The following is a 20,477-nucleotide window of genomic DNA, read 5'->3' as shown; positions in this document are numbered from 1 at the left end:
CCCCCGGTCCCGGCCCCGGACACCCCGCACTTCCCTGCGAAGCTCGTCGCCACGCTGGCGCTGCTCGCGGCGGTCGCCCCGCTCGCGATCGACATGTATCTGCCGGCGTTCCCCGAGATGGCCGTCGAGTTCGGCACCAGCGCGTCGGCCGTGCAGCTCACCCTCACGACGTTCCTCATCGGCCTGGCCCTCGGCCAGCTCGTGTTCGGGCCGCTCTCGGACCGGTTCGGTCGCCGGCCGCTGCTGCTCGTCGGCACCCTGGTGTGTGCGGTGTTCAGCGCCGCCTCGGCCCTCGCCCCCACCGTCGAGCTGCTCGCCGCGTCACGCTTCCTGCAGGGCTTCGCCGGCGCGGCCGGCATCGTGCTCGGCCGCGCGGTGATCTCCGATCGCGCGCACGGCCCGGCCGCGGCCAAGCTGTTCGGGCTGCTCGTCGTGGTCAACGCCGTCGCCCCCGTCGTCGCCCCGCTGGTCGGGGGCACGGTCGTCACCAATGTCGGCTGGCGCGCCGTGTTCTGGGTGCTGGCCGGGCTGTCACTGCTGATGTTCGCGTGTGTCCTGGCGCTGGTGCCGGAAACCCATCCGAAGGAACGCCGCTCCACCGGTGGTGCGGCCGCGATGCTGGGTGACGCCCGTGCTCTCCTCCGCAACCGCCGGTACGTCGGATACACCCTGGCGTACGCCTTCGCGTTCGGCGTGATGTTCGCCTACATCTCGGCGTCACCGTTCGTGCTGCAGAACATCCACGGTCTCTCGACGGGCTGGTACACCGTCTCGTTCACGGCCAACGCGATCGGCCTGGTGATCTTCAGCGTGGTCAACGGCGCGGTCGCGGGCCGGTTCGGCGAGCGCGCGACGCTGCGCATCGGCCTGACGTTGCTCGCCGTGTTCTCCGTCGTCATGCTGGTCGACGCGCTGGCCGGTCCGGTCCTGTGGGTCACGCTGGTCACGTTGTGGTTGACGATGGGCAGCCTCGGCCTGGTCATCGCGAATGCCACCACCCTGGCGCTCGGCGAGGCGCAGCGCGCCGCGGGCACCGGTTCGGCCATTCTCGGCGCCCTGCAGTTCCTGCTCGCCGCGGCGATCTCGCCGCTCGTCGGCATCGGCGGCGAGGAAACCGCTCTGCCCATGGGGATCGCGATGGTGCTCAGCGCCGCGATCGCCCTGGGTGCGCTCACGCTGACCGGATCGCGCTCGGCCGATCGCACCGCATAACCGCGCGGCCGCACACCCGGCCCGACCGATTCCGTATCGGTCGGGCCGGGTTGCGTTGTGCCCGTTCTACTTCAGCATGCTGCCGGCGTCCACCGTCAGCGGCAGGCCCGTCACGTAGCGGGACTCGTCGGACGCCAGGAACAGCACCGCGTTGCTGATGTCGACCGGGTCGACCCAGCCGACCGGCAGCACGTGCATCAGCTTCGCCACCACCTCCATGTCCTCGGGACCCGGGTTCTCGAGGTCGGGGCGGAACATCTTCATGGTGCCCTCGTTCATGAACATCGGCGTCGAGACGTTCGTCGGGTGCACCGAGTTGACCCGGATCGAGTGCTGGCCGAGTTCGACCGCGAACGTGCGCATCAGACCGACCACACCGTGCTTGGCGGCGATGTAGTGCCCCGTGTGCGGGTACGCCTTGAGCCCGCCCACCGAGCTGGTCAACACGATCGAGCCGCCACGACCGCCCGAGATCAGGTGCGGCACACCGGCCTTCACGGCCTTCCAGACGCCCGACAGGTTGACGCCGATCATGTCGTCCCAGTCGCTCTCACTGGTCTCGTGGAGCGTCTCGCCGCCGTTGCCGATGCCGGCGTTGGCGACGATGATGTCGAGCCTGCCGAGCTGTTCGACGGCGCCGTCCAGCGTCTCCTTCACGGCCTCGTAGTCACGCACATCGACCTGGGCCGTCACGATGCGCCGATCGAGGTTCTTCACCAGTGCGGCCGTCTCGGCCAGGTCCTCCGGAGTGGACGGCGGGATCGGGCTGCCCTCCGTGATCGGTCCGCAGATGTCGATCGCGATGATGTCGGCGCCCTCTTCGGCCAACCGCACCGCGTGGCTGCGCCCCTGACCTCGCGCCGCACCCGTGATGAACGCGACCTTCCCCTCGACCCGTCCGGCCATGGTTTCCTCCCTGCTCTCGACGATGTGCGTATCAGTCCGAATTCGGTTGCTCAGCTGTCCGTTCCGGAACGGTCCCTACGTTCCGCACCCGAGGCCGAGCACGCCGGAAGAAGGCTGCCGTCGAGACGTCGAACACGAGGCCACCCCCTCGGACGTGCGGTTCGCGCGGTGCGGCGAAGTGAGAAAAACTGATCGATCGATCAGGCTGATACAGTGGCCACATGCTTGCATGAGGCGTAGATCACAGTCAAGACCCGAGCGGGTTCATCGCTGCGATCATGCGTCCGACGTGGACCGGAGGTGTTCCGAGTGGGTAGACCACAGGTGAGCGAGGGCAAGGAACCCGGGGCGCGCGAGCGACTGCTCGAGGCGACCGCTCAGATCATGGAGGAGGAAGGCTACGCCGCGGCGACGTCGCGGCGCGTGGCCACGCGGGCCGGTGTGAAGCCGGCGCTGGTGTACTACTACTTCCCCACCATGGACGACCTGTTCCTCGCGGTGCTGCGCTCCGGCGCGGAGACCGTGCTCGAACGTCAGCGCCGGGCACTGTCCGAGGAGGATCCGCTGCGGGCGCTGTGGCGGATCGCCTCCGACACCCGCATGACCCGGCTGCACACCGAATTCATGGCCCTGGCGAACCACCGCAAGGCGATCGGCGCGGAACTGAAGGCGTACGCCGAGCGGGTCCGCGACATCGAGACGACCGCGCTGACCGTCGCGCTGCGCTCGCACGGCGTCGACCTCGACGAGTTTCCGCCCGTCGTGATCGCGATGTTCCTCACCGGTCTCGCCCGCACCATCGTCAACGAGGCGGCCATCGACGTCACGCGCGGACACGACGAGGCCCATCGGTTCATGGAGCGCTACATGGGACGGTTCGAGTCGCTGACCGCCCTCGCCGGACGTACCCGGGCCGCGGACGACACCGACGAACCCCCGAAGATCGAACCCGACGAATCGCCCGGGCCGGTGCCGGATCCGGACTGATCACCCCTTGCCGATCCGGCAAGGGAACTTGCCCTTCCGTCGGGGCGTCACGCACAGTCGGGGCAGTACACGGAAGGACGCCATCATGCCCGACGCATTCGACAGGGAGTTCTGGGAGGACCGCTACCGGGGTCGCTCCACGATCCACCGTCATCCCAATCCCCAGCTCGTCGCCGAGGTCGCGGACCTGCCGCCCGGCCGGGCACTGGACGCCGGATGCGGCGAGGGCGGCGACGCCCTGTGGCTCGCCGCGCGGGGCTGGCACGTGACCGCGGTGGACATCGCCGAGACCGCTCTGGACCGCGCGCGTGCGCACGCCGCCACCGCCGGGGCCGACGTCGCGAACCGGATCGAGTGGGTGCGCGCGGATCTGAGCGAATGGACACCGCCGCGCGGCGGCTACGATCTCGTCTCCTCCCACTACGTGCACGCGCCCGGACCGCGCGAGGAGCTCCTGCGGCGACTGGCCGGCGCGGTCGCGCCGGGGGGAACGCTGCTCGTCGTCGGCCACGACCATCCCGTCCACCCGCACCCCGGAGATCACACGGCACCGGAATCACGGGTCACCACAAGCGAACTCGCGGCCGGTCTGAAACCGGACCTGTGGGAGGGCGTGGTCGCCGAGTCGCGGACCCACACGGTGAACGGACACGACGGACAGGAGTTCGTCATGCACGACGCGGTGCTCCGCGCCGTCCGACGCCCCTGACGCAGGCTCAGCCGCAGAAGCGGTCGGCGGCGGGGTCGTAGGACGGGCGCGCCGCCCGGCGGGCCAGTGTCGCGACCGGGTCGGTGTACACGGCGGACAGCGACGCACCGAGCGCACCGGCGTCGCCGATCCCTTCACCGAACGACGAGAAGGTGAGCGGCAGAGCGGGCAGCGCGCTCGCCCGCGCATAGCTGCGGGCGAGGACCTGCCGACCGGGACGGTAGGCCTCGAGCCCCCGCCCTCCGACCGCGACGACGTCGGGGTTGACGATGTCCCGCATCACCGCGACCGCCCGACCGATCGTCTCGGCTCGCGAATCGAGAAGCGCAGCAGCAGCTTTCGATCCAGATTCGGCGGCGGCATACAGTTCGCCGATACCGCGGGACGCGGCTTCCCAGCCGAGCACGCCGTCGCGGACCGCGGCGTCGAGCAACGTCCGGTCGGCCACGGTCACCTCGAGGCATCCGACCCGGCCGCACGGGCACGGCACGTCCGAACCCGTCGCGAGGTGACCGATCGTGCCAGGGCCGCGACCCGGTGCGGGGATGCGTCCGTCGACGATCCATGCGGCACCGAACGGTTCGTCGACGTGCAGATAGAGATAGCTCGACGGGCTGGGGCGGCCGGCGAGTTCCAGTGCCCACAGTTCCGTTTCGGCCATCGCGTCGACGTGCGGGGTGACCGTGACCGGCACGGGTATCGCGGCGGCCCACGCCGCGTCCGGCACGTCGTCCCAACCGAATCGGCGTGCGCCACCGGCACGGCGCTCGGCGCGGCCGTCCCCGACCACCCCGACCCACAACGCACACCGGGTCGGGTAGGAGAGACGATAACGGTGCAGCGCCGACGCGACGACGGGCAGCGCCGCGTGCGCGGTGGCCGGGGCGTCGAATTCGAGGCAGTCGAGCACCTGCCCGCGAAGATTACCTGCGACACAACGCATTTCGTTCCCGGCGACGTGGACGCCGACGGTGAAGTACGCGTCGGTGTTCAGGTCGAGCGGAATCTGCGGCCGGCCCACCATCCCGCCGGCGGCCAGCTCGGGACGGTCGCGCAGCAGTGAGCGGCCGAGGAGTTCACCGACGATACGGTTGACGGCGGACAACGAGAAGCCGGTGTGCCGCGACAGTTCGCTGCGGGTCGCGGGACCGACCCTGCGCAGCACCCGCAGCACCTGCCCCGCCGGCGTGATCGTCCCGGACGCAGGGTTGCCCGCACGCGGCACGGGCGCGAACGAACGCGCGGTCTGGGTCCGCGTCACGGTCGACGACGTGGCGCGTGCGGCGATCCGGAGTTTCGACGCGTCTGCCATGCCGTCATTGTCGGCGCGGCAGCGCCGTTACTGAACGCTTACGCTCAGCGAGCGCAAAAGGGGATCAGTCCACCAGGGCTCGGACGCTCGGTCCACGAGGGCACGGAACTGCGCGTCGTACAACCGAGTGCCCGAACCGGATCGCTCCGGTTCGGGCCTCTCGCCGTGATGCGGATCAGTAGTTGAACGCCTCTGCCCAGTGCTGCGAGTACTCCGCCTGACGCACCACCTCGGTCAGCGGCATCCGCCAGACCTTGTCGGAGTCGATCGGCGGAAGCTCACGTCCGAGCGCGATCGGCGGCGCGACGTCGGGCCGCACGCTGTAGTCGCCGAGTTCGGTGAACAGTGTCTGGCCGCGCTTGGAGAAGTTGTAGTTCATGAACACCTCGGCCGCCTCCGCGTTCTTCGCCGCGGCGGTCTTGCCCAGGTAGTAGTCGAAGGTGACGAAGCCTTCCTCGGGCACGACGTAGTCGATGGGGGCCTTGTCCTCGGTGGCAGTGACGTTCACCGACGCCGAGCCTGTGGTCGCGACCCCCACCTCACCGCGCGCCAAGGCCGTCAGCTTCTGGCCGGCACCGTCGTAGACGGTCGGCTGCAGAGCCGCGAGCTTGTCCCAGTAGCCGTCCTCGAGCTTCTCCTCGACGAACCAGTTGAGTGCGACGTTCGAACCGCCCGTCGCGCCCTGCGAGATGCCGATCTTGCCGCGCCACTTCTCGTCGAGCAGGTCGGCCCACGAGGTGGGCGCCTCCCCCTCGGGGACGGCGCGGGTGTTGTAACCGAAGGTCTGCACCACGTTCGTGACCCGGGAGAAGTTGCCGTCCTGGATCACGACCTCCTCGAGTTCCTCGGTGCCGGGCACGACGTACGGGTTCCACACGCCGGCATCGGTGAAGCTGTTCACGATGTCGTAGTCGGAGGTGCGGATCACGTCGGCGTTCAGGCGACCGGCGCCCTGCTCGGAGAGCACGCGCTCGGCCAGTCGGGCCGGGACGAGACGCATCAGGTCGACCTTGATGCCGGTGTCACGGGTGAACGCCTCGATGAAGGCCTGCTCGTTGGATTCCTGGTAGCTCGAGTACAGATTCAGCGTCTGCGACTGGGCCGCCTCGTAGGTCTCCTTGTCGGCGATCGTCTCGCCGTCGATGACCAGACCTTCCGAGGTGTCGACCTCGGCCTGGGAGGTGACGCCGTCGGAATCTCCGCCGCCGCACGCTGCGAGTGTCGTGGCGAGGACGACCGACAGAGCGGTGAGCGCTACTTTGCGCGTTTTCATGGTGAGGCCTTTCGTTTCTCGAAAAGTCCGATCAGAGCGAATTGGTTCCGGAGTCCGACGCTTCGGCGAGCTGCTTCTTCTCCCGGTTGCCGGCGAGCTGGGCGAGCACGGCCAGCACGGCGATCACCAGGACGAACAGCACGCTGATGGAGGCCGCGACCGCCGTCTGCCCGTTCTCGAAGTTGTCGAAGACCAGGATCGACAGGATCCGGGTGTCGGAGGTGAACAGGAACAGCGAGGCCGACAGTTCGCGCATCGCCAGCATGAGCAGGAGCAGGAAGGTCGACACGATACCGACGCGCATCAGCGGCACGGTGACGTTGACGATGGCGCGCGACCGGCGGGCACCGAGCATCACGGCACTGTCCTCGAGGTCGCTGTGCAGCTGCAGCATCGACGACGAGATCGAGCGGTAGCCCTGCGGCAGCGCCACGGCGACACAGGCGACGGCGAGGATGATCAGCGTGCCGTAGATCGGGATCGGCAGGCTCAGCCAGGTCCAGAGGATGCCCATGCCGAGCACGATCGACGGGATGGCGAGCGGTGCGGTGGCAATCTGCTCGAGCAGGGCGCCGAGGCGGCTCTTGGTGCGGTAGCGGATGTACGAGGCGGAGAAGCTGATCGTCGTACCGGCGAAGGCGGCGACGATGGCCACGACCACCGAATTCACGAGCGCCTTCTGGAAGTCCGTCGCCGAGGCCACCTTCACGATGTTGTCGAACGACATTCCGCCCTGGAACATCTGGGACATGCTGTACAGATACGGCGAGTCCTGGGTGGCGGCGAGGAACAGCGCACCCATCGGCAGCACGATCGCCAGGAAGAAGTACACCAGCGCGAAGATCGTTGCGGGCCAGCGCCAGCCGCGCAGCGGAACCTGACGCGGACGAGCGCCCTTACCGGTCATCGTCGTGAACTTGCGGCGGTTGACGATCCACTGCTGGCCCATGGTGACGAAGACCAGGCCGAGCGTGAGCAGGATGGCGATACCGGCGGCGGCGTTCGCCTGGGCCGGGGCCGCACCCATGAGCCGGAAGATGTAGGTGGGCAGGGTCTCGATCCCCGCGGGGTTACCGAGCACCGCCGCGACCGGGAAGTTCTCCATGCTCAGCGCGAAGACGAGGATGCCCGAACCGAGCAGCGCCGGCATGGCGAGCGGCAGGGTCACCGTCCGGAACATCGTCTTCAGGGAGGCACCGTGCACGGTCGAGGCCTCTTCGAGATCGGCGTTCATCATCGACAGCGAACTGTGCACGAGCATGAACACGTACGGCGCGTAGAACAGGCCGAGGACGAAGATCAGGCCCGGGATGCTGTAGATGTTGATCGTCATGTCCAGGCCCGTGTCGGCGAGCATGATGTTGACGAATCCGGCACTGGGAGAAGCGAGCAGCGACCAGGCGAGCGCACCGACGAGGGCCGGCACGAACACCGGCGCCATGCCGATGAAGAAGATGAACCGGCGCCAGGGCGCGTCGGTGCGGGCGCAGATGAACGCAAGCGTCGCACCGATCACGAGCGCGATGACCGTCGCTCCGAGGCCGAGGACGAGGGAGTTCACCAGGCCCTCGACCGCGTCGGGACTCGTGAGCACCTTGAGGTTGTCGAGCGTGAGGGCACCGAGACCGCTGTTGCCCGGGCGCGGCACCTCGGTGGCGAGCGCGGCCACGAGCACCAGGATCATCGGCATGATCACCAGCACGGCCAGCACGGCGAGGACCACCAGTGCCGCACTGTTCTTGCGGAGGATTCCCCTGCGCCACAACGGCGCTGCTACCGGGGCCTCCGGTTCGAGGTCGTCGACCGGACGAGTCTCGGGGGGTGTGGCCAGCTGGGTCATGCCGCGACCTCCTGCAGTCGTGCCTGTCGAACCACATCGGCCGGCAGGATCTGGACGTTCTCCGGCGAGACCGAAGCGAAGACGCGATCGCCGATCTCGAAGCGCTCGGTGCCCTTCGTCGGGGCGAAGACGTCGAGCTCGCCTCCGTTGTCGAGGGTGACGGCGTACCGGATGCTCGAACCCTGGAAGCTCGTGACCGCGACGCGGCCCGAGAGCTCGTTGGTGCCACCGCCGGACACGTTCGACAGCACCAGATCCTCGGACCGGATGCACGCCTTGAAGTCGTCGGCGGCGGCGAGGTTGCGCTGCTCGGTGCGGATCACTTCTCCCCCGTCGCGAACGGCCGTGACGTAGCCGTCGGCGCCGACGGTGGCGGTGCAGTCGAAAATGTTGGACACGCCGAGGAAGTGTGCGATCGACGCGCTCGCCGGCTCGTTGTAGATCGCGGTGGGGCCGCCGATCTGCACGATCCGTCCGCCCTGCATGAGCGCGATGCGGTCGGCGAGTGCGAACGCCTCCTGCTGGTCATGCGTGACGTAGACCGTGGTCAGGCCGAGGCTCAGCTGGATCTCACGCAGCTCCACCCGCAGACGGTCGCGCAGGCGGGCGTCGAGGTTCGACAGCGGCTCGTCGAGCATGAGCACCGAGGGACGCATCACGAGCGACCGGGCGAGTGCCACACGCTGCATCTGTCCACCGGAGAGCAGGCTCGCGCCACGCTGCGCGAAGTCCGACAGACCGACGAGCTCGAGTACCTCCGCGACCCGCGACTTGATCTCTGCCGCAGGGAGTTTCTGCAGCTTCAACGAATAGGCGACGTTCTGGAAGACGGTCATGTGCGGCCACACCGCGTACGACTGGAAGACCATGCCGACGTTGCGCTTGTTGGGCGGCAGGTTGATGCCCTTCGCCGCGTCGAAGACGACCGTGTCACCGATGGTGATGCGACCGGCGGTGGGTTCCTCGAGGCCGGCGATGCACCGCATGGTGCTGGTCTTGCCGCACCCCGACTTGCCGAGCAGCACAACCGATTCGCCCTCGTCGATCTCGAGGTTGAGGTTCTCGATGGCCGTGAACTTCCCGTATCGAAGCTGCAGATTCTCGATGGTGATCTTCATGCTGGTTCCTCAGTCGTGTGTGCGGCGGGGGGTCGGGTCCTACTCGAAGTACGTGACGGCTTCGATCAGCACCGGCGAGGTGCCTTCGAAGGCTCGGTGCAGGGCCGCCTTCAGTTCCTCGGCACCGGTGACCCGTTCGCCCTTCACGCCGTAGCCTTCCGCGATCCTGACGAAGTCGATGTCGGGCACGTCGAGTCCCGGGGTCTCGCCCGTGTCCAGAGCACGGGTGAACCGGCGCAACGCACCGTACGTGCCGTTGTTGAGGATGACGAACACCACGGGCACGTCGCGGCGGGCGGCGGTCCACAGTGCGGTGATCCCGAAGTTGGCGGATCCGTCACCGATCGTCGCGACCACGCGACGCTCCGGATGGGCGAGCTGGACGCCGACGGCGGCGGGCAGGCCGAAGCCGAGGCCGCCGGAGGCCGGCGAGTAGAACGAACCCGGTTCGGGGAGTTGCGCGTGCCGCCAGAACGAGTCCGCCGTGGAGGTCGATTCGTTGACGTAGACCACGTCGCGGGGAGCGATCTCGGCGATGGTGGCGAAGACCGTGTCGGGGTGCATCGCGTCGGTGCGATCGGCTCCGCGTGCGAACGTCTCCCGTGCAGGCTCGACCGGAAGGTCGCGGCGGCGGACCCGCTCGGCGAGGACGCGCAGCGTCGCGCCGACCGGAGCGAGGTAGGCCTCGCCGAAGGGAGCGCGGGCGACCTCACCGGTGTCCTCGGACAGGTGCAGCACGCGGGTGCCCTCCGCCAGGAAGGGACCCGGACGGTGGTGGTGGTAGCGGAAGACCGGGGCACCGGCGACGAGCACCACGTCGTGGTCGGCCAGTGCCTCGTGGATGGACATGACGTTGGCGGGCAGCACCCCGCGGAACAGTGGGTGGGTGTTGGGGAAGGGGCACCGTGACGGCGACGGCGCGATCCACACCGCGGCTCCGAGCGATTCCGCGAGCTGCACTGCGAAGCCGTTGGCGCGCTCCGCGTCGACGTCCGGTCCGAGGACCAGGGCGGGCCGGACGGCACCGTCGAGGGCGGCGAGGAGTTCTGCCGTCATCGCCTCGGACGGTTCGGTCGTCGTGGTGACGCGCCGCTCTGCCAGATAGGCGGTGTTGGCCGGGGCCTCGTGCTCCCAGTCGTCGTAGGGCACCGAGACGTAGACCGGGCCGGGCGCGGGCAGGGTAGCCATGTGGACGGCCTGGCTGATGGTGCGGGGCACGTCCTCGGGGCAGGTCGGTTCGGCGCTCCACTTGGTGAGCGGACGGGTCAGGCTCGCCGCGTCGACGTTGGCCAGCATGACCTCCTGCCCGATGGTGTCGCGCACCTGCTGACCCGCGCTGATCACCAGCGGCGAGTGCGAGTACACCGAGTTGGTCAGCACACCCATCCCGTTGCCGGTGCCGGCTGCGGCGTGCAGGTTCACGAAGACCGGTTGTCCGCTCGCCTGCGCGTAGCCGTCCGCCATCGCCACCACGGCACCCTCGTGGAGACCGAGGACGTACTCGAAGTCCTCGGGGAAATCCTTGAGGAACAGAAGTTCGTTCGAACCGGGATTGCCGAACACCGTGGTCATACCGTGCCGGCGCAGCAGGTCGAACGTTACTTCGCGAATTGTGGGCATAGGGAAGATCCCCTCACAGCAGGACGGAGAAGAAGTCGGGGGTCGTGGCGACCACACGAGAGGAGCCTATGTTGCCGCCATCACATAGATCCAATAGATTCTGCCGATCGCATTATTCAATGCATCTATAGTCAAGGGAATGGCGAACAACTACGACCTCGGCATGCTGCGGGTGTTCGTCGCCGTCTACCGCACCCGGAGCGTCACGGCGGCCGCCGAGAGCCTCTTCCTGACCCAGCCGACCGTCAGTTACGCACTGGGCAAGCTGCGCAAGCGTTTCGGCGACGAGCTGTTCGTCCGTCGCCATCAGCAGCTGGTACCCACACGTCTGGCCGACGAACTCTATCCCCGCCTGCGGGAGGTACTCGAGCGTCTCGATGCCGTCATGAACGCCGCCGAGGCGTTCGACCCGGCCGCCACGACCCGGACCTTCCGGTTGGTGCTGTCCGATGTGGGCGTTACGGGACTTCTGCCGAAAATCATGACCGCCCTGTCCGTTCGAGCTCCCCTCGCGAGCGTCGACGTGGTTCCTCTCGCCCTCTCGCACGCGAGCGAGACGCTGCGCCTCGGGGACGCCGACGCGGTGGTGTGTACGCCGGTACTGAACGGGCAGGATCTGCATCGCACGCCACTGTTCACTCAGCCGTACATCGGAGTGCGCCGACCCGACCATCCACGCATCGGACCGACGCCGAGCCTCGAGGAGTTCGAGGCGGAGCGGCACGTGTCGGTCGCGGTCGAAACCGGACATACCGCAGTGGATCTGCGCATCCGGGAACTCGGAATCCACCGCGACGTGGCGGTGACCCTCCCGAGCTTCACCGGTATCGCCGGAGTGCTCGCCTCGACCACCTATCTCGGGTTCGCCCCGCGCGTCTACGCCGAGCGGTCGGCGCGTCTGGGTGAGCTCGGCCTGTACGAATTGCCGTTCGAGGTACCGGAATCGGTGGTGTCGCTGTACACGATCCGGCGCGACCTGCCGTCGCCCGAGATCGACTGGCTGCGCGATCTCGTCGTCGAGACCCTCGGCGACGGTTCGACCCTCGACCCGACGTAACCCATTCGCTCGCCTGTTCGTCATCCGCTACAGCAAAGACCGCAACGGATGACCGGAACGGTAGCGGATGCCGTCGACTGCGGGATACGGCCGACTGCGGGATACGGCCTGTCAGAACTCGCCGGTGGCCGCGAGATCGCGGGAAATCGCTCGCGCCGTGGCGATCACGCGCGGCACGATCTGCTGCGGTTGCGGAATCCGGGACTCCGGGAAGGCCACCGTCACGCTGGCGACGATGGCGCCCTGGGAATCGAGCACCGCCGCGGCGACGGAGGTGCGTCCCGGCAGGCCGTCGTTGCGGGCGATCCCCACCCCGGTCCGGCGGATCTCGGCGAGCTGCGCGCGCAGTTCCGGAACACGCGCTGCCAGTTCCGGATCCGACTCCGAGTCGGCGACCAGCTCCTCCCACGCCTCGGGACAGTAGGCGAGCAGCACCCGCCCACCGCCGGTGCGGTACAACGGGAGCCGGCGCGTGGCACGGGACGAGTTGACGGTCGGTTTGACGCGGGTGATGCGGTCGGAGAAGATCCCGTCCGATCCGTCGCGCACCCCCAGATAGACGGTGCCGCGGGTGGCGACGTGCAGGTCGACGAGATAGGGCTGTGCAAGCTCCCGCAGGCGACGCACCTGCGGCGCACCGATTCCCAGGCTCCAGATCCGCCGTCCCAGCCGGTAGCGGCCGTGGGACAGACGTTCGACGCCCTCCCACCGCACCAACGCCGCAAGCATCCGATGGACCGTGGCCGGCGGGAGCCCCGTGCGGTCGCAGATCCCCGCGACCGTCATCTCGGCGCCGCCGGCGAAACAGTCGAGGATCTCGAAGGCACGACCCAGGACCGACCGTTTGCCGTCGTCGTTGTTGCTCATGGCTCGTCCTGGGGTGGTGCGGGATGTGTACGACAACATCGAATCACATCCCGCACGCACCGTCCCGGACGGACATCTCGTGCACCGTCGATCGTTCTCAGAACGGATACGGCGCGATCTCCGACCTCACTGTGACCCACTGGGTTTCGGTGAAGGCCTCGAAGTTCGCCGCCGGACCGCCGAATCGGGAACCCGTTCCCGACGCGCCGGTTCCGCCCATCGGCGCGTACGCCTCGTCGCCGACGGTCTGCTCGTTGATGTGCAGCTTGCCGCAGTCGATGCGATCGGCCAGCTGCATCGCGAGCCCCACCTCACCGAGGATGCCGACCGACAGTCCGTACTCGCTCGCGTTCACCAGGGCAGCGGCCTCGTCGAGATCGTCGAACGGCACCACCGGGGCGACCGGCCCGAAGATCTCGTCCGTCCACACCCGCATCGACAGGTCGACGTCGGCGAGCACGGTGGGCCGGTAGTACTGCCCGTCGTTGGTGCCACCGGCGCACACCCGCGCCCCGGCGTCGACGGCCTCGCGCACGATCGCGTCGATCGACTTCAGCTGTCGCTCGTCGATGATCGGGCCCAGGTCGACATCGTCGGTGAACGGATCGCCGACCCGCAGCGCATCGGCCTTCGCGGCCAGCTTCGCCACGTACTCGTCGTAGATGTCGCGATGGACGATGTGGCGGCCGGTCGCCATGCAGATCTGGCCCTGGTGCAGGAACGATCCGAAGGCCCCGGCGGAGGCGGCGCGATCGAGGTCCGCACCCGGGAGCACGATCAACGCGTTGTTGCCGCCGAGTTCGAGGTGGGCGCGCTTGAGCAGACGCGATGCGGCTTCCCCCACCCGGCGCCCGGCTGCGGTGGACCCGGTGAACGAGACGACGGCGACCTCCGGCGCTGAGACCACGGCCTCCCCGACGTCGGCGCCCCCGGTGAGCACGTGGAGCACGTCGCCGGGGAGGCGGGCCTCCTCGAAGATCCGCGCGAGAACGACCCCACCGCTCACGGAGGTGCGCGGATCGGGCTTGAGGAGCACGCCGTTGCCCACGGCGAGGGCCGGCGCGACGGACCGGATCGACAGGGTCAGCGGGAAGTTGAACGGTGCGATCACCGACACCACCCCGGCGGGGCGGCGCCGTGAGAACGACCAGCGGTCGCTGTCGGTGGCCAGCACCTCCCCCGACGGATGGGTCGCGAGACCGGCGGCCTCGTAGCATTCCGCACGCGCCGCCGCGAGTTCCCGGCCGGCCTTGAGCCGGGTACCCCCCGACTCGCGGACCAGCCACTCCTCGATCTCCCCGGCGTACTCGGCGAACAGGTCGCCGGCGCGGCGCAGCACAGCGGCCCGGTCGGCGGGTTTCGTCGCGGCCCACGCCCCCTGCGCACGGGCCGCGGCAGTGGCCGCAGCCCGGGCCTGTTCGGCGTCGGCGACACCGATCCGGCCGAGTTCCGCGCCCGTGGCGGCCTCACGGGTGGGCTGTTCTCCTGCGGCGCCGGGGATCCAGCCGCCGCTGTACACCTTGCCGGCCCAGCGGCCGGGATCGAGAAGTTCCATCATGCTCCTTGTGCGCGCCGCGGCGTCGGGTCGGTCAGCGGTTCTTCCATACGGGTGCGCGCTTCTCGAGGAAGGCGCGGACACCCTCGACGCGGTCCTCGCTCAGATACGGATTGGGTCCGACGTTCAGCCGCAGAGCGCTCGGCAGCGGCACGCCCCAGCTCTTGGTGGCCATCTCCTTGTAGCGGCGCAGCGTCACCGGCGAGTTCGCGAGGATCTCGTCGACGTACTTCTGCACCTCGGCCTCGAAGTCCTCACGCGGCACCACACGGTTGATCAGGCCCATCTCCTTGGCCTCCTCCACCGGGATGACCCGGGCGGTGTAGAGCAGGTCCATCGCGATCGCACGGGGCAGCAGGCGCGGCAGCAGCACCGACCCGAGGTTGGCGCCCATGCCGCGGCGCGCCTCGGTGAGACCGATCGTCGCGCCCTCCACGGCGATCCGCACGTCGCTGGACAGCACGATCTCGCAGCCGCCGGCGATGGCGTGGCCGTTGATGGCGGCGATGACGGGCTTGTAGGTCTCGAGCATCACCTCGAACAGTGCCCGGTACAGGCCGGTCATCGGGACGTGGACCTGACGGCCCGAGCGGGCGATGTCGTCCATCTCCTTCATGTCGCCGCCGGCGCAGAAGGCCTTGTCGCCGGTGCCGGTGATGACGACGGCGAAGACGTCCGGGTCCTCCCCCGCCTCCACGAACGCCTCGGTGAGCTGGTGAACGGTGCGGCGCGCCATCGCGTTCCGGCGGTGGGGCCGGTTGATGGTGATCCACGCGACGTGGTCGCGCACCTCGTAGAGGACCTCGTTCGAGTAATCGGGCTCGGCAGCTCCGGCGTTGTCGACGGAACCGACTTCGGTGGTGGTCATGCTCGTTGTTCCTTTCGCGGTCTCGTCAGGCCGGTGCCTGCTCGGTGGCGGCGCGCACGACGCCGTCGGCGATCAGGGCGCGGATCTCGTCCTCGCTGCGCCCGATTGCGGCGAGTACCTCGACGGTGTCCTCGCCGAGGGCGGGCGGGCACTTGGTCAGAGGCGGGTACTGCCCGTCGAAGGTGACCGGCAGGTTGACGACCTCGAGGTCCTCGACGACGGGGTGCGGCAGTGGCTGCAGCATGCCGGTGGCCTTGACCTGCTCGTCGCGGTAGACCATGTCGACCGTGTTCACCGGCGAGTGCGGTACGTTCGCGGCCTTCAGACGCACGAGCAGCTCGTCGAGGGTGAACTGCGAGGTGCGCTCGCCGAGGACGTCCTGGACGAGCTTGCGGTTCTCGACGCGTTCGGGGTTGGTGGTGAAGCCTTCGCGCTCCCCCAGATCCTGCGCGTCGATGGCCTCGAGCAGGCGACGGAAGATGTCGTCGTTGCCGGCCGAGATGAAGATGTGGCCGTCGGCGGTCGGGAAGGCGCCGTAGGGCACCACGCCGCGGAAGCCGGAGCCCAGGCGGCGCGGAGCGGGGTTGCCGGCGGCGATGCCGATCAGCGGCGAGGTGATCCACGTCAGTGCCGTCTGCAGCAGCGAGTTCTGCACGTGGCAGCCCTTGCCCGTCATGTCGCGGCGGCGCAATGCCTCGAGCACGGACATCGCCATCCACATGCCGGTGCCCATGTCGAGCAGGGAGACCGGCACGCGGGCGGGTTCGCCGCCGTCCTCCCCGGTCATCGAGACGATGCCCGAGAACGCCTGCAGCAACGGGTCGTAGGCGGGCTGCATGGCCCGGGGGCCGGTGTGGCCGTAGCCGGACATCTCGCAGTAGATCAGGCGCGGGTTGAGTTCCCGGAGGTACTCCCAGGTGAATCCGGCCTTGGCGAGGGCACCGGGACGCAGGTTCTGGATGAGCACGTCGGCGTCGCGCAGCAGGTCGACGAGAATCTTCTTGCCCTCGTCGGTCTTGTAGTCCAGCACGACGGACTTCTTGTTGCGGTTGAACGACATGAACGCGATCGACTCGCCGTTCCATGCGGGCGGGGCCCACTTGCGGGTGTCGTCCCCGGCCTGTCGCTCGATCTTGATGACCTCGGCGCCGAGATCCCCGAGGATCTGCCCGCCGAACGGCGCGGCGACCGAGGTGCTGATCTCGATCACGCGCAGGCCGGTGAGGGAACCGGGCACCGGTTCCGGGGTGGGAGTGCTCATGCGGATTCTCCTGTTCGGGACGACGCGCCGGTGAGCAGCGTGCCTTCGAAGTCGTCTCGGGCGGCCGAGCGGATCTCGGTCTTCCAGGGCGAGAGCGCGCCCTCGTAGACCTGCGAGCCGAGCCGGAAATGCTGTGCCTGTTCGAAGGTTTCGATGAACGGCATGTCCATCGGGTAGACGTCGCTGCCGTAGGGTCGCGGCCCTGCCTTCGAGACGTGGCCCCACAGTTCGTGGCCGACGATCTCCTCGGCGAGCACGACGGCCTCGACGAGAGCCGCGAGATCGACGCCGGTGTCGATGCCTTCGCTCTCGAGGAAGTGCACGAAGTCCTCAGTGGGGATCATGCGGGTGAGACGGCCGTTGCCGCAGTAGGGGCAGCCGCCGAGTCCGCCGATCGCGGTGTCGACGACGAGGGTGTGCCGCTCGTCGAGTTCGCAGAAGGCGGCGTAGGCGCTCAGCGGCGCCATGCCGCGCGCGTTGTGCAGGTGCACCTGGAAGTGCCAGATCTCGGGCCAGGTCTCGAGAATCCGGCGGATCTGGGAACGCATGGCGGCGGGCGTGTTCCAGCTCATCGGGTCACCGAGGTGGACGCGCGTGACGGGAACGCCTGCGGCGGTCCACTTGTCGATCTGCAGCTGCAGGACCTCCATGCGGCGGTCCTCGCCGATCTCGCCGATCCAGTTCGATCCCCAGCACGCGTTGATGGAGACCTGGGCCTCCTGCGCCCCGCGTTCGACGGCACGGGCGATCACGCCGTCGAGGGCGTCGATCTCGTCCTGCATCGTCCGGGCGGTGTTGCGCTGGACGAAGACGTCGTCGAGGTGGATCTTGGACTGGCCGATCCGCGGGTCCGGCGGGGTGATCTTGGGGGCGAACGACGCACGCCGCTCGACACCCTTCTGGTTGAGGGCCAGGGCGGTGTAGCGCACACCCTCGACCGGGGTGAAACCCTCGACGATCTTCTCGATCTCGGCCATCTGCGGCACCCACTTGGGTGAGACGAACGAGCCGACCACGATGGTCTTCAGGCCCGTGGCGGAGAGGGCGTCCAGCAGCCGGATCTTGTCCTCCACGGGGATGTCCGCGCTCTCGATCTGCATGCCCTCGCGCATGCCCTCCTCGATGATCTCCACGCGTGGGTGCGAGCGTTGGGGGTCGGTCATGCCTGTCGTCCTTCCGTACGGTGTTCCGGCGCCAGGGCCGTCGCCACGTGCTGCAGGGCTCCGCCGCGCGAGGCGGCGACGAGCGCGGTGTGCAGGGCGGAGGCCGCCTCGGCGGTGAGTCCTCCGGTAGCACAGCAGTCGTCGAACTTGTCTCGTAGTTCCGTGTCGCTCAGCGGATTGCGGCCGTCGCCGCGGGTGACGTCCACCCGCTCGGCGTGCCGTTCGCCGTCCTGCGTGACGACCTCGACCACGGAGTAGCCACCCGAGAAGGTCGGTGTCCCGACGGGCGGCTCGGCGCTCTCGGCGATGCTGACCGCGTGCATCAGACGGGTCACCTCGGGGTCGGCGAACGCGTCGTCGGTGAAGTCCGCCAGGAGCACGGCACCGCGCAGCAGGGCGACGGAGACGGCGTACTCGGCGCTGAACTTGGCCGCGGTCGCCGATGCCGGCGGGAACGCGACGAGAGCGCGGGTTCCGCGGGGATGCACGGTGATCCGCACCTCCCGGATGGCGGCACCGGCGAGGCGATCGCGCAGCGCCAGGCCCGCGTCGATACTGCGGTGCGTGCCGTAGCAGGCGGGATACCGCTTGATCCCCCAGTCGGTGGGCCAGGCGTCCAGCCAGTATTCGAGGCGTTCGACGAGCGTCTCGTCCGGATCCCCCAGCGGGGCGAGTTCGGGATCGCCGTAGCGGTCGAAGAAACCGGCCTCGGACTCGAGTTCGTGCGGGTTGGCGGTGAACCCGGCCTCGGCGAGGTCGACGGCGATCACCGCGTCACGGGCCGCGAGCCCGGCGTGCAGCGGCTTGGTCATCGACCCGAAGTTGGGGCGTGAGCCCGCGGCCGTGGAGGCCACGATGCCGAAGGCGTGCCGGGCCGTATCGGGTGTCGCCTCCACCAGCCGCGCGAGGGCGGCGACCGCGGCGAGCCGGCCCACCGTGGAGGTGGTGTGCCAGCCACGGGCGTAGTGGACGTGCTGCGGGAGCAGGTCCGCGACCGCGCGGAAGACCGCGGCGCCGACGTCGTAGGCCTGCAGGAGCCGGCCGGTGCCGAGCCCGCGCTGCTCGGCGACGGCGAACAGCGCGGGGATCAGCACCGTGCTGGGGTGGATGGGCATGCTCGGAGAGATGTCGTCGTAGTCGAGCTGGTGCCCGGCGGTGCCGTTGAGCAGCGCTGCGGTGGCGGCGCTCGCCGTGCGGCCCGTCGTCCATACCGTGGCCCGGCCCGAGGTTCCCTCGCCCGCGGCCCAGTTCTGCAGGATCCGTTCGGCGGGCTCGTGCGCGGAGGCCACGGCCGATGCGACGGTGTCGACCAGGATGCGGCCGAGAAGCTCCTCGTGTTCGCCGCGGGCGGTCTCGTCGCCCGTGGCGAAGGCGGCCAGCACCGAGGTCAGCCCGTCGGTGTCGGTCCGCAGCGGCATGGGTGCACCCATCTGGGATCTCCTAGTAGGACTTCGGCAGGCCGAGCGTGGCGTGCGCGATGCCGGCGAGGACGATGTTGTTCGAGATGGGCGCGGTGGACGGGAGGCGGGCCTCGCGCCACTTGCGCTCGATGCCGTACTCCTCGGCCGCGGCGTAGCCGCCGAAGGTGTCGAAGGCGGCCTGGGCCGCCTGCCAGAGCGCCTGCGAGGCAAGCAGTTTCGCGCCGTTGACCTCGAAGCGGGGGTTCTCACCGGCGGCGTACATCTCGGCGGCGCGCCAGCGCATGAGCGAGGCGGCCTGCAGGTTCGCGTAGGCCTGGGCGATCGGGAACTGGACGCCCTGGTTCATGCCGATGGGACGGCCGAAGACGTGGCGCTCGTTGGCGTACTGGACGGCGCGGTCGATGAGGTGGAAGCCGGCACCGATGTACTCCGAGGTGACGATGATGCGCTCGGAGTTCATGCCGGACAGGATGACCTTGAAACCCTTGTGCTCCTCGCCGATCCGGTTCTCGACCGGCACGCGCAGGTTCTCGATGGCGAGTTCGTTGGTCTCGTGGTTGACCATGGTCTTGATCGGGGTGGCCCGGATGGTGCCGTCCTCGATCGCCTTGCGCAGGTCGACGAGCAGCACGGTGAAGCCGTCGGACGGCTTGGAGGCATCCTCGCGCTTCTTGGTGCGCGTGAGCAGCAGCAGCAGGTCGGAGTGCTGGATGCGGGAGATGAAGATCTTGTTGCCGTTGACGACGTACTCGTCGCCCTCGCGCTGGGCGAAGGTGCGGATTCGGGTGGTGTCGGAGCCGGCGTCGGGCTCGGTGATACCGAAGGACTGCAGGCGCAGTTCGCCGGAGGCGATCTTCGGCAGGAAGCGCTGCTTCTGCTCGTCGTTGCCGTGACGGAGCAGGGCGCCCATGGTGTACATGCCGGCGCGCGCCGCACCGGCGTGGCAGCCGTTGCGTTCGAGCTGCTCGAGAACGACTGCGGCATCGCGGATGTCGGCTCCGCCTCCGCCGTACTCCTCGGGGACGAGCATGCCCATCCAGCCGGTCTCGTAGAGCGTGTCGACGAACTTCTCGGGGTACTCACCGGCGGCGTCGCAGGCACGCCAGTAGTCGTTGTCGAACGGCTCGCACAGCTCGTCGATGGCGCTACGGATGGCGCGCTGCTCTTCCGTGAGACTGAAGGCGGACGATTCGATTACGGTCACGGCGACTCTCCTGCATGTCGTGGGTGTGACGACAGCCAATCCGACGTCGGGGCGACGCAGAAGCCCATCTATCACCCAGTGAAATGGTTCGTGGAAATCGGTGG

General features: G+C 68.8%; 17 protein-coding genes. 4 read left to right on the top strand and 13 right to left on the bottom strand.

The window, feature by feature from the left end:
• The coding region (locus M1M07_RS19625) for a multidrug effflux MFS transporter (protein ID WP_282582170.1) at positions 1-1,212 on the top strand (1,212 nt) is incomplete at its 5' end.
• A gap of 66 nt (positions 1,213-1,278) precedes the next feature.
• Here the strand turns inward: M1M07_RS19625 and M1M07_RS19620 are convergent.
• Entirely contained in the window at positions 1,279-2,118 is an 840-nt protein-coding gene (locus M1M07_RS19620) for a mycofactocin-coupled SDR family oxidoreductase (protein WP_197252127.1), read from the bottom strand.
• Between the two features lie 309 nt (positions 2,119-2,427).
• Here M1M07_RS19620 and M1M07_RS19615 point away from each other — a divergent pair, with 309 nt between their 5' ends.
• On the top strand, positions 2,428-3,105 hold the full coding sequence (locus tag M1M07_RS19615; RefSeq protein WP_197252126.1) for a TetR/AcrR family transcriptional regulator: 678 nt from the start codon (positions 2,428-2,430) through the stop codon (positions 3,103-3,105).
• Between the two features lie 85 nt (positions 3,106-3,190).
• Positions 3,191-3,814 carry a bifunctional 2-polyprenyl-6-hydroxyphenol methylase/3-demethylubiquinol 3-O-methyltransferase UbiG gene (locus tag M1M07_RS19610; protein WP_197252125.1) on the top strand — a complete coding sequence of 208 codons (624 nt, stop codon included), beginning with the start codon at positions 3,191-3,193 and terminating at the stop codon, positions 3,812-3,814.
• Positions 3,815-3,821: 7 nt separating this feature from the next.
• Here M1M07_RS19610 and M1M07_RS19605 read toward each other — a convergent pair whose 3' ends face one another.
• From M1M07_RS19605 to mdlC, 5 genes are all read right to left on the bottom strand, one after another.
• Entirely contained in the window at positions 3,822-5,126 is a 1,305-nt protein-coding gene (locus tag M1M07_RS19605; RefSeq protein ID WP_248675264.1) for an ROK family transcriptional regulator, read from the bottom strand.
• Positions 5,127-5,301: 175 nt separating this feature from the next.
• Positions 5,302-6,399 carry an ABC transporter substrate-binding protein gene (locus M1M07_RS19600; RefSeq protein WP_197252122.1) on the bottom strand — a complete coding sequence of 366 codons (1,098 nt, stop codon included), beginning with the start codon at positions 6,397-6,399 and terminating at the stop codon, positions 5,302-5,304.
• A 31-nt stretch (positions 6,400-6,430) separates the two neighbouring features.
• A complete protein-coding gene (locus M1M07_RS19595; RefSeq protein ID WP_197252121.1) occupies positions 6,431-8,239 on the bottom strand; it encodes an iron ABC transporter permease in 1,809 nt (602 codons plus the stop codon).
• Entirely contained in the window at positions 8,236-9,357 is a 1,122-nt protein-coding gene (locus tag M1M07_RS19590; protein WP_197252120.1) for an ABC transporter ATP-binding protein, read from the bottom strand. Before M1M07_RS19590 ends, M1M07_RS19595 begins: the two co-directional genes overlap by 4 nt.
• 39 nt (positions 9,358-9,396) lie before the next feature.
• Positions 9,397-10,977, bottom strand: coding sequence for a benzoylformate decarboxylase (gene mdlC, locus M1M07_RS19585; protein ID WP_197252119.1), 1,581 nt, complete (start codon positions 10,975-10,977; stop codon positions 9,397-9,399).
• 139 nt (positions 10,978-11,116) lie between these two features.
• Here mdlC and M1M07_RS19580 point away from each other — a divergent pair, with 139 nt between their 5' ends.
• Positions 11,117-12,034, top strand: a complete 918-nt coding sequence (locus M1M07_RS19580) for a LysR family transcriptional regulator (protein ID WP_197252118.1) — start codon at positions 11,117-11,119, stop codon at positions 12,032-12,034.
• A 111-nt stretch (positions 12,035-12,145) separates the two neighbouring features.
• Here M1M07_RS19580 and M1M07_RS19575 read toward each other — a convergent pair whose 3' ends face one another.
• From M1M07_RS19575 to M1M07_RS19545, 7 genes are all read right to left on the bottom strand, one after another.
• Complete coding sequence (locus tag M1M07_RS19575) at positions 12,146-12,901, bottom strand: IclR family transcriptional regulator (RefSeq protein ID WP_248675263.1); 756 nt, start codon at positions 12,899-12,901, stop codon at positions 12,146-12,148.
• Positions 12,902-12,998: 97 nt separating this feature from the next.
• Positions 12,999-14,456: an aldehyde dehydrogenase family protein gene (locus M1M07_RS19570; RefSeq protein ID WP_197252116.1), complete on the bottom strand. Its 1,458-nt coding sequence runs from the start codon at positions 14,454-14,456 to the stop codon at positions 12,999-13,001.
• A gap of 34 nt (positions 14,457-14,490) precedes the next feature.
• On the bottom strand, positions 14,491-15,324 hold the full coding sequence (locus M1M07_RS19565; protein WP_197252115.1) for an enoyl-CoA hydratase/isomerase family protein: 834 nt from the start codon (positions 15,322-15,324) through the stop codon (positions 14,491-14,493).
• A gap of 25 nt (positions 15,325-15,349) precedes the next feature.
• On the bottom strand, positions 15,350-16,585 hold the full coding sequence (locus tag M1M07_RS19560) for a CaiB/BaiF CoA-transferase family protein (protein WP_197252114.1): 1,236 nt from the start codon (positions 16,583-16,585) through the stop codon (positions 15,350-15,352).
• On the bottom strand, positions 16,582-17,748 hold the full coding sequence (locus M1M07_RS19555; RefSeq protein WP_197252113.1) for a citramalate synthase: 1,167 nt from the start codon (positions 17,746-17,748) through the stop codon (positions 16,582-16,584). The genes M1M07_RS19560 and M1M07_RS19555 overlap by 4 nt, the downstream gene beginning before the upstream one ends.
• Entirely contained in the window at positions 17,745-19,178 is a 1,434-nt protein-coding gene (locus M1M07_RS19550) for an MmgE/PrpD family protein (protein ID WP_248675262.1), read from the bottom strand. Before M1M07_RS19550 ends, M1M07_RS19555 begins: the two co-directional genes overlap by 4 nt.
• A 10-nt stretch (positions 19,179-19,188) precedes the next feature.
• Entirely contained in the window at positions 19,189-20,373 is a 1,185-nt protein-coding gene (locus tag M1M07_RS19545; protein WP_248675261.1) for an acyl-CoA dehydrogenase family protein, read from the bottom strand.
• Positions 20,374-20,477: the final 104 nt, after the last annotated feature.

The sequence above is a fragment of the Rhodococcus sp. HM1 genome, assembly GCF_023218075.1.
Classification (GTDB): Bacteria; Actinomycetota; Actinomycetes; order Mycobacteriales; family Mycobacteriaceae; genus Rhodococcus.
Note: the sequence above shows the minus strand (reverse complement) of the source record. Positions and strands in the feature narration are given on the sequence as shown.

Bases quoted from the DNA above. Each gene is read 5' to 3' on its own strand.
- M1M07_RS19620 (WP_197252127.1), bottom strand. From the start codon at position 2,118: ATGGCCGGACGGGTCGAGGGGAAGGTCGCGTTCATCACGGGTGCGGCG.
- M1M07_RS19610 (WP_197252125.1), top strand. From the start codon at position 3,191: ATGCCCGACGCATTCGACAGGGAGTTCTGGGAGGACCGCTACCGGGGT.
- M1M07_RS19605 (WP_248675264.1), bottom strand. From the start codon at position 5,126: ATGGCAGACGCGTCGAAACTCCGGATCGCCGCACGCGCCACGTCGTCG.
- M1M07_RS19600 (WP_197252122.1), bottom strand. From the start codon at position 6,399: ATGAAAACGCGCAAAGTAGCGCTCACCGCTCTGTCGGTCGTCCTCGCC.
- M1M07_RS19595 (WP_197252121.1), bottom strand. From the start codon at position 8,239: ATGACCCAGCTGGCCACACCCCCCGAGACTCGTCCGGTCGACGACCTC.
- M1M07_RS19590 (WP_197252120.1), bottom strand. From the start codon at position 9,357: ATGAAGATCACCATCGAGAATCTGCAGCTTCGATACGGGAAGTTCACG.
- mdlC (WP_197252119.1), bottom strand. From the start codon at position 10,977: ATGCCCACAATTCGCGAAGTAACGTTCGACCTGCTGCGCCGGCACGGT.
- M1M07_RS19580 (WP_197252118.1), top strand. From the start codon at position 11,117: ATGGCGAACAACTACGACCTCGGCATGCTGCGGGTGTTCGTCGCCGTC.
- M1M07_RS19575 (WP_248675263.1), bottom strand. From the start codon at position 12,901: ATGAGCAACAACGACGACGGCAAACGGTCGGTCCTGGGTCGTGCCTTC.
- M1M07_RS19570 (WP_197252116.1), bottom strand. From the start codon at position 14,456: ATGGAACTTCTCGATCCCGGCCGCTGGGCCGGCAAGGTGTACAGCGGC.
- M1M07_RS19565 (WP_197252115.1), bottom strand. From the start codon at position 15,324: ATGACCACCACCGAAGTCGGTTCCGTCGACAACGCCGGAGCTGCCGAG.
- M1M07_RS19560 (WP_197252114.1), bottom strand. From the start codon at position 16,585: ATGAGCACTCCCACCCCGGAACCGGTGCCCGGTTCCCTCACCGGCCTG.
- M1M07_RS19555 (WP_197252113.1), bottom strand. From the start codon at position 17,748: ATGACCGACCCCCAACGCTCGCACCCACGCGTGGAGATCATCGAGGAG.
- M1M07_RS19550 (WP_248675262.1), bottom strand. From the start codon at position 19,178: ATGGGTGCACCCATGCCGCTGCGGACCGACACCGACGGGCTGACCTCG.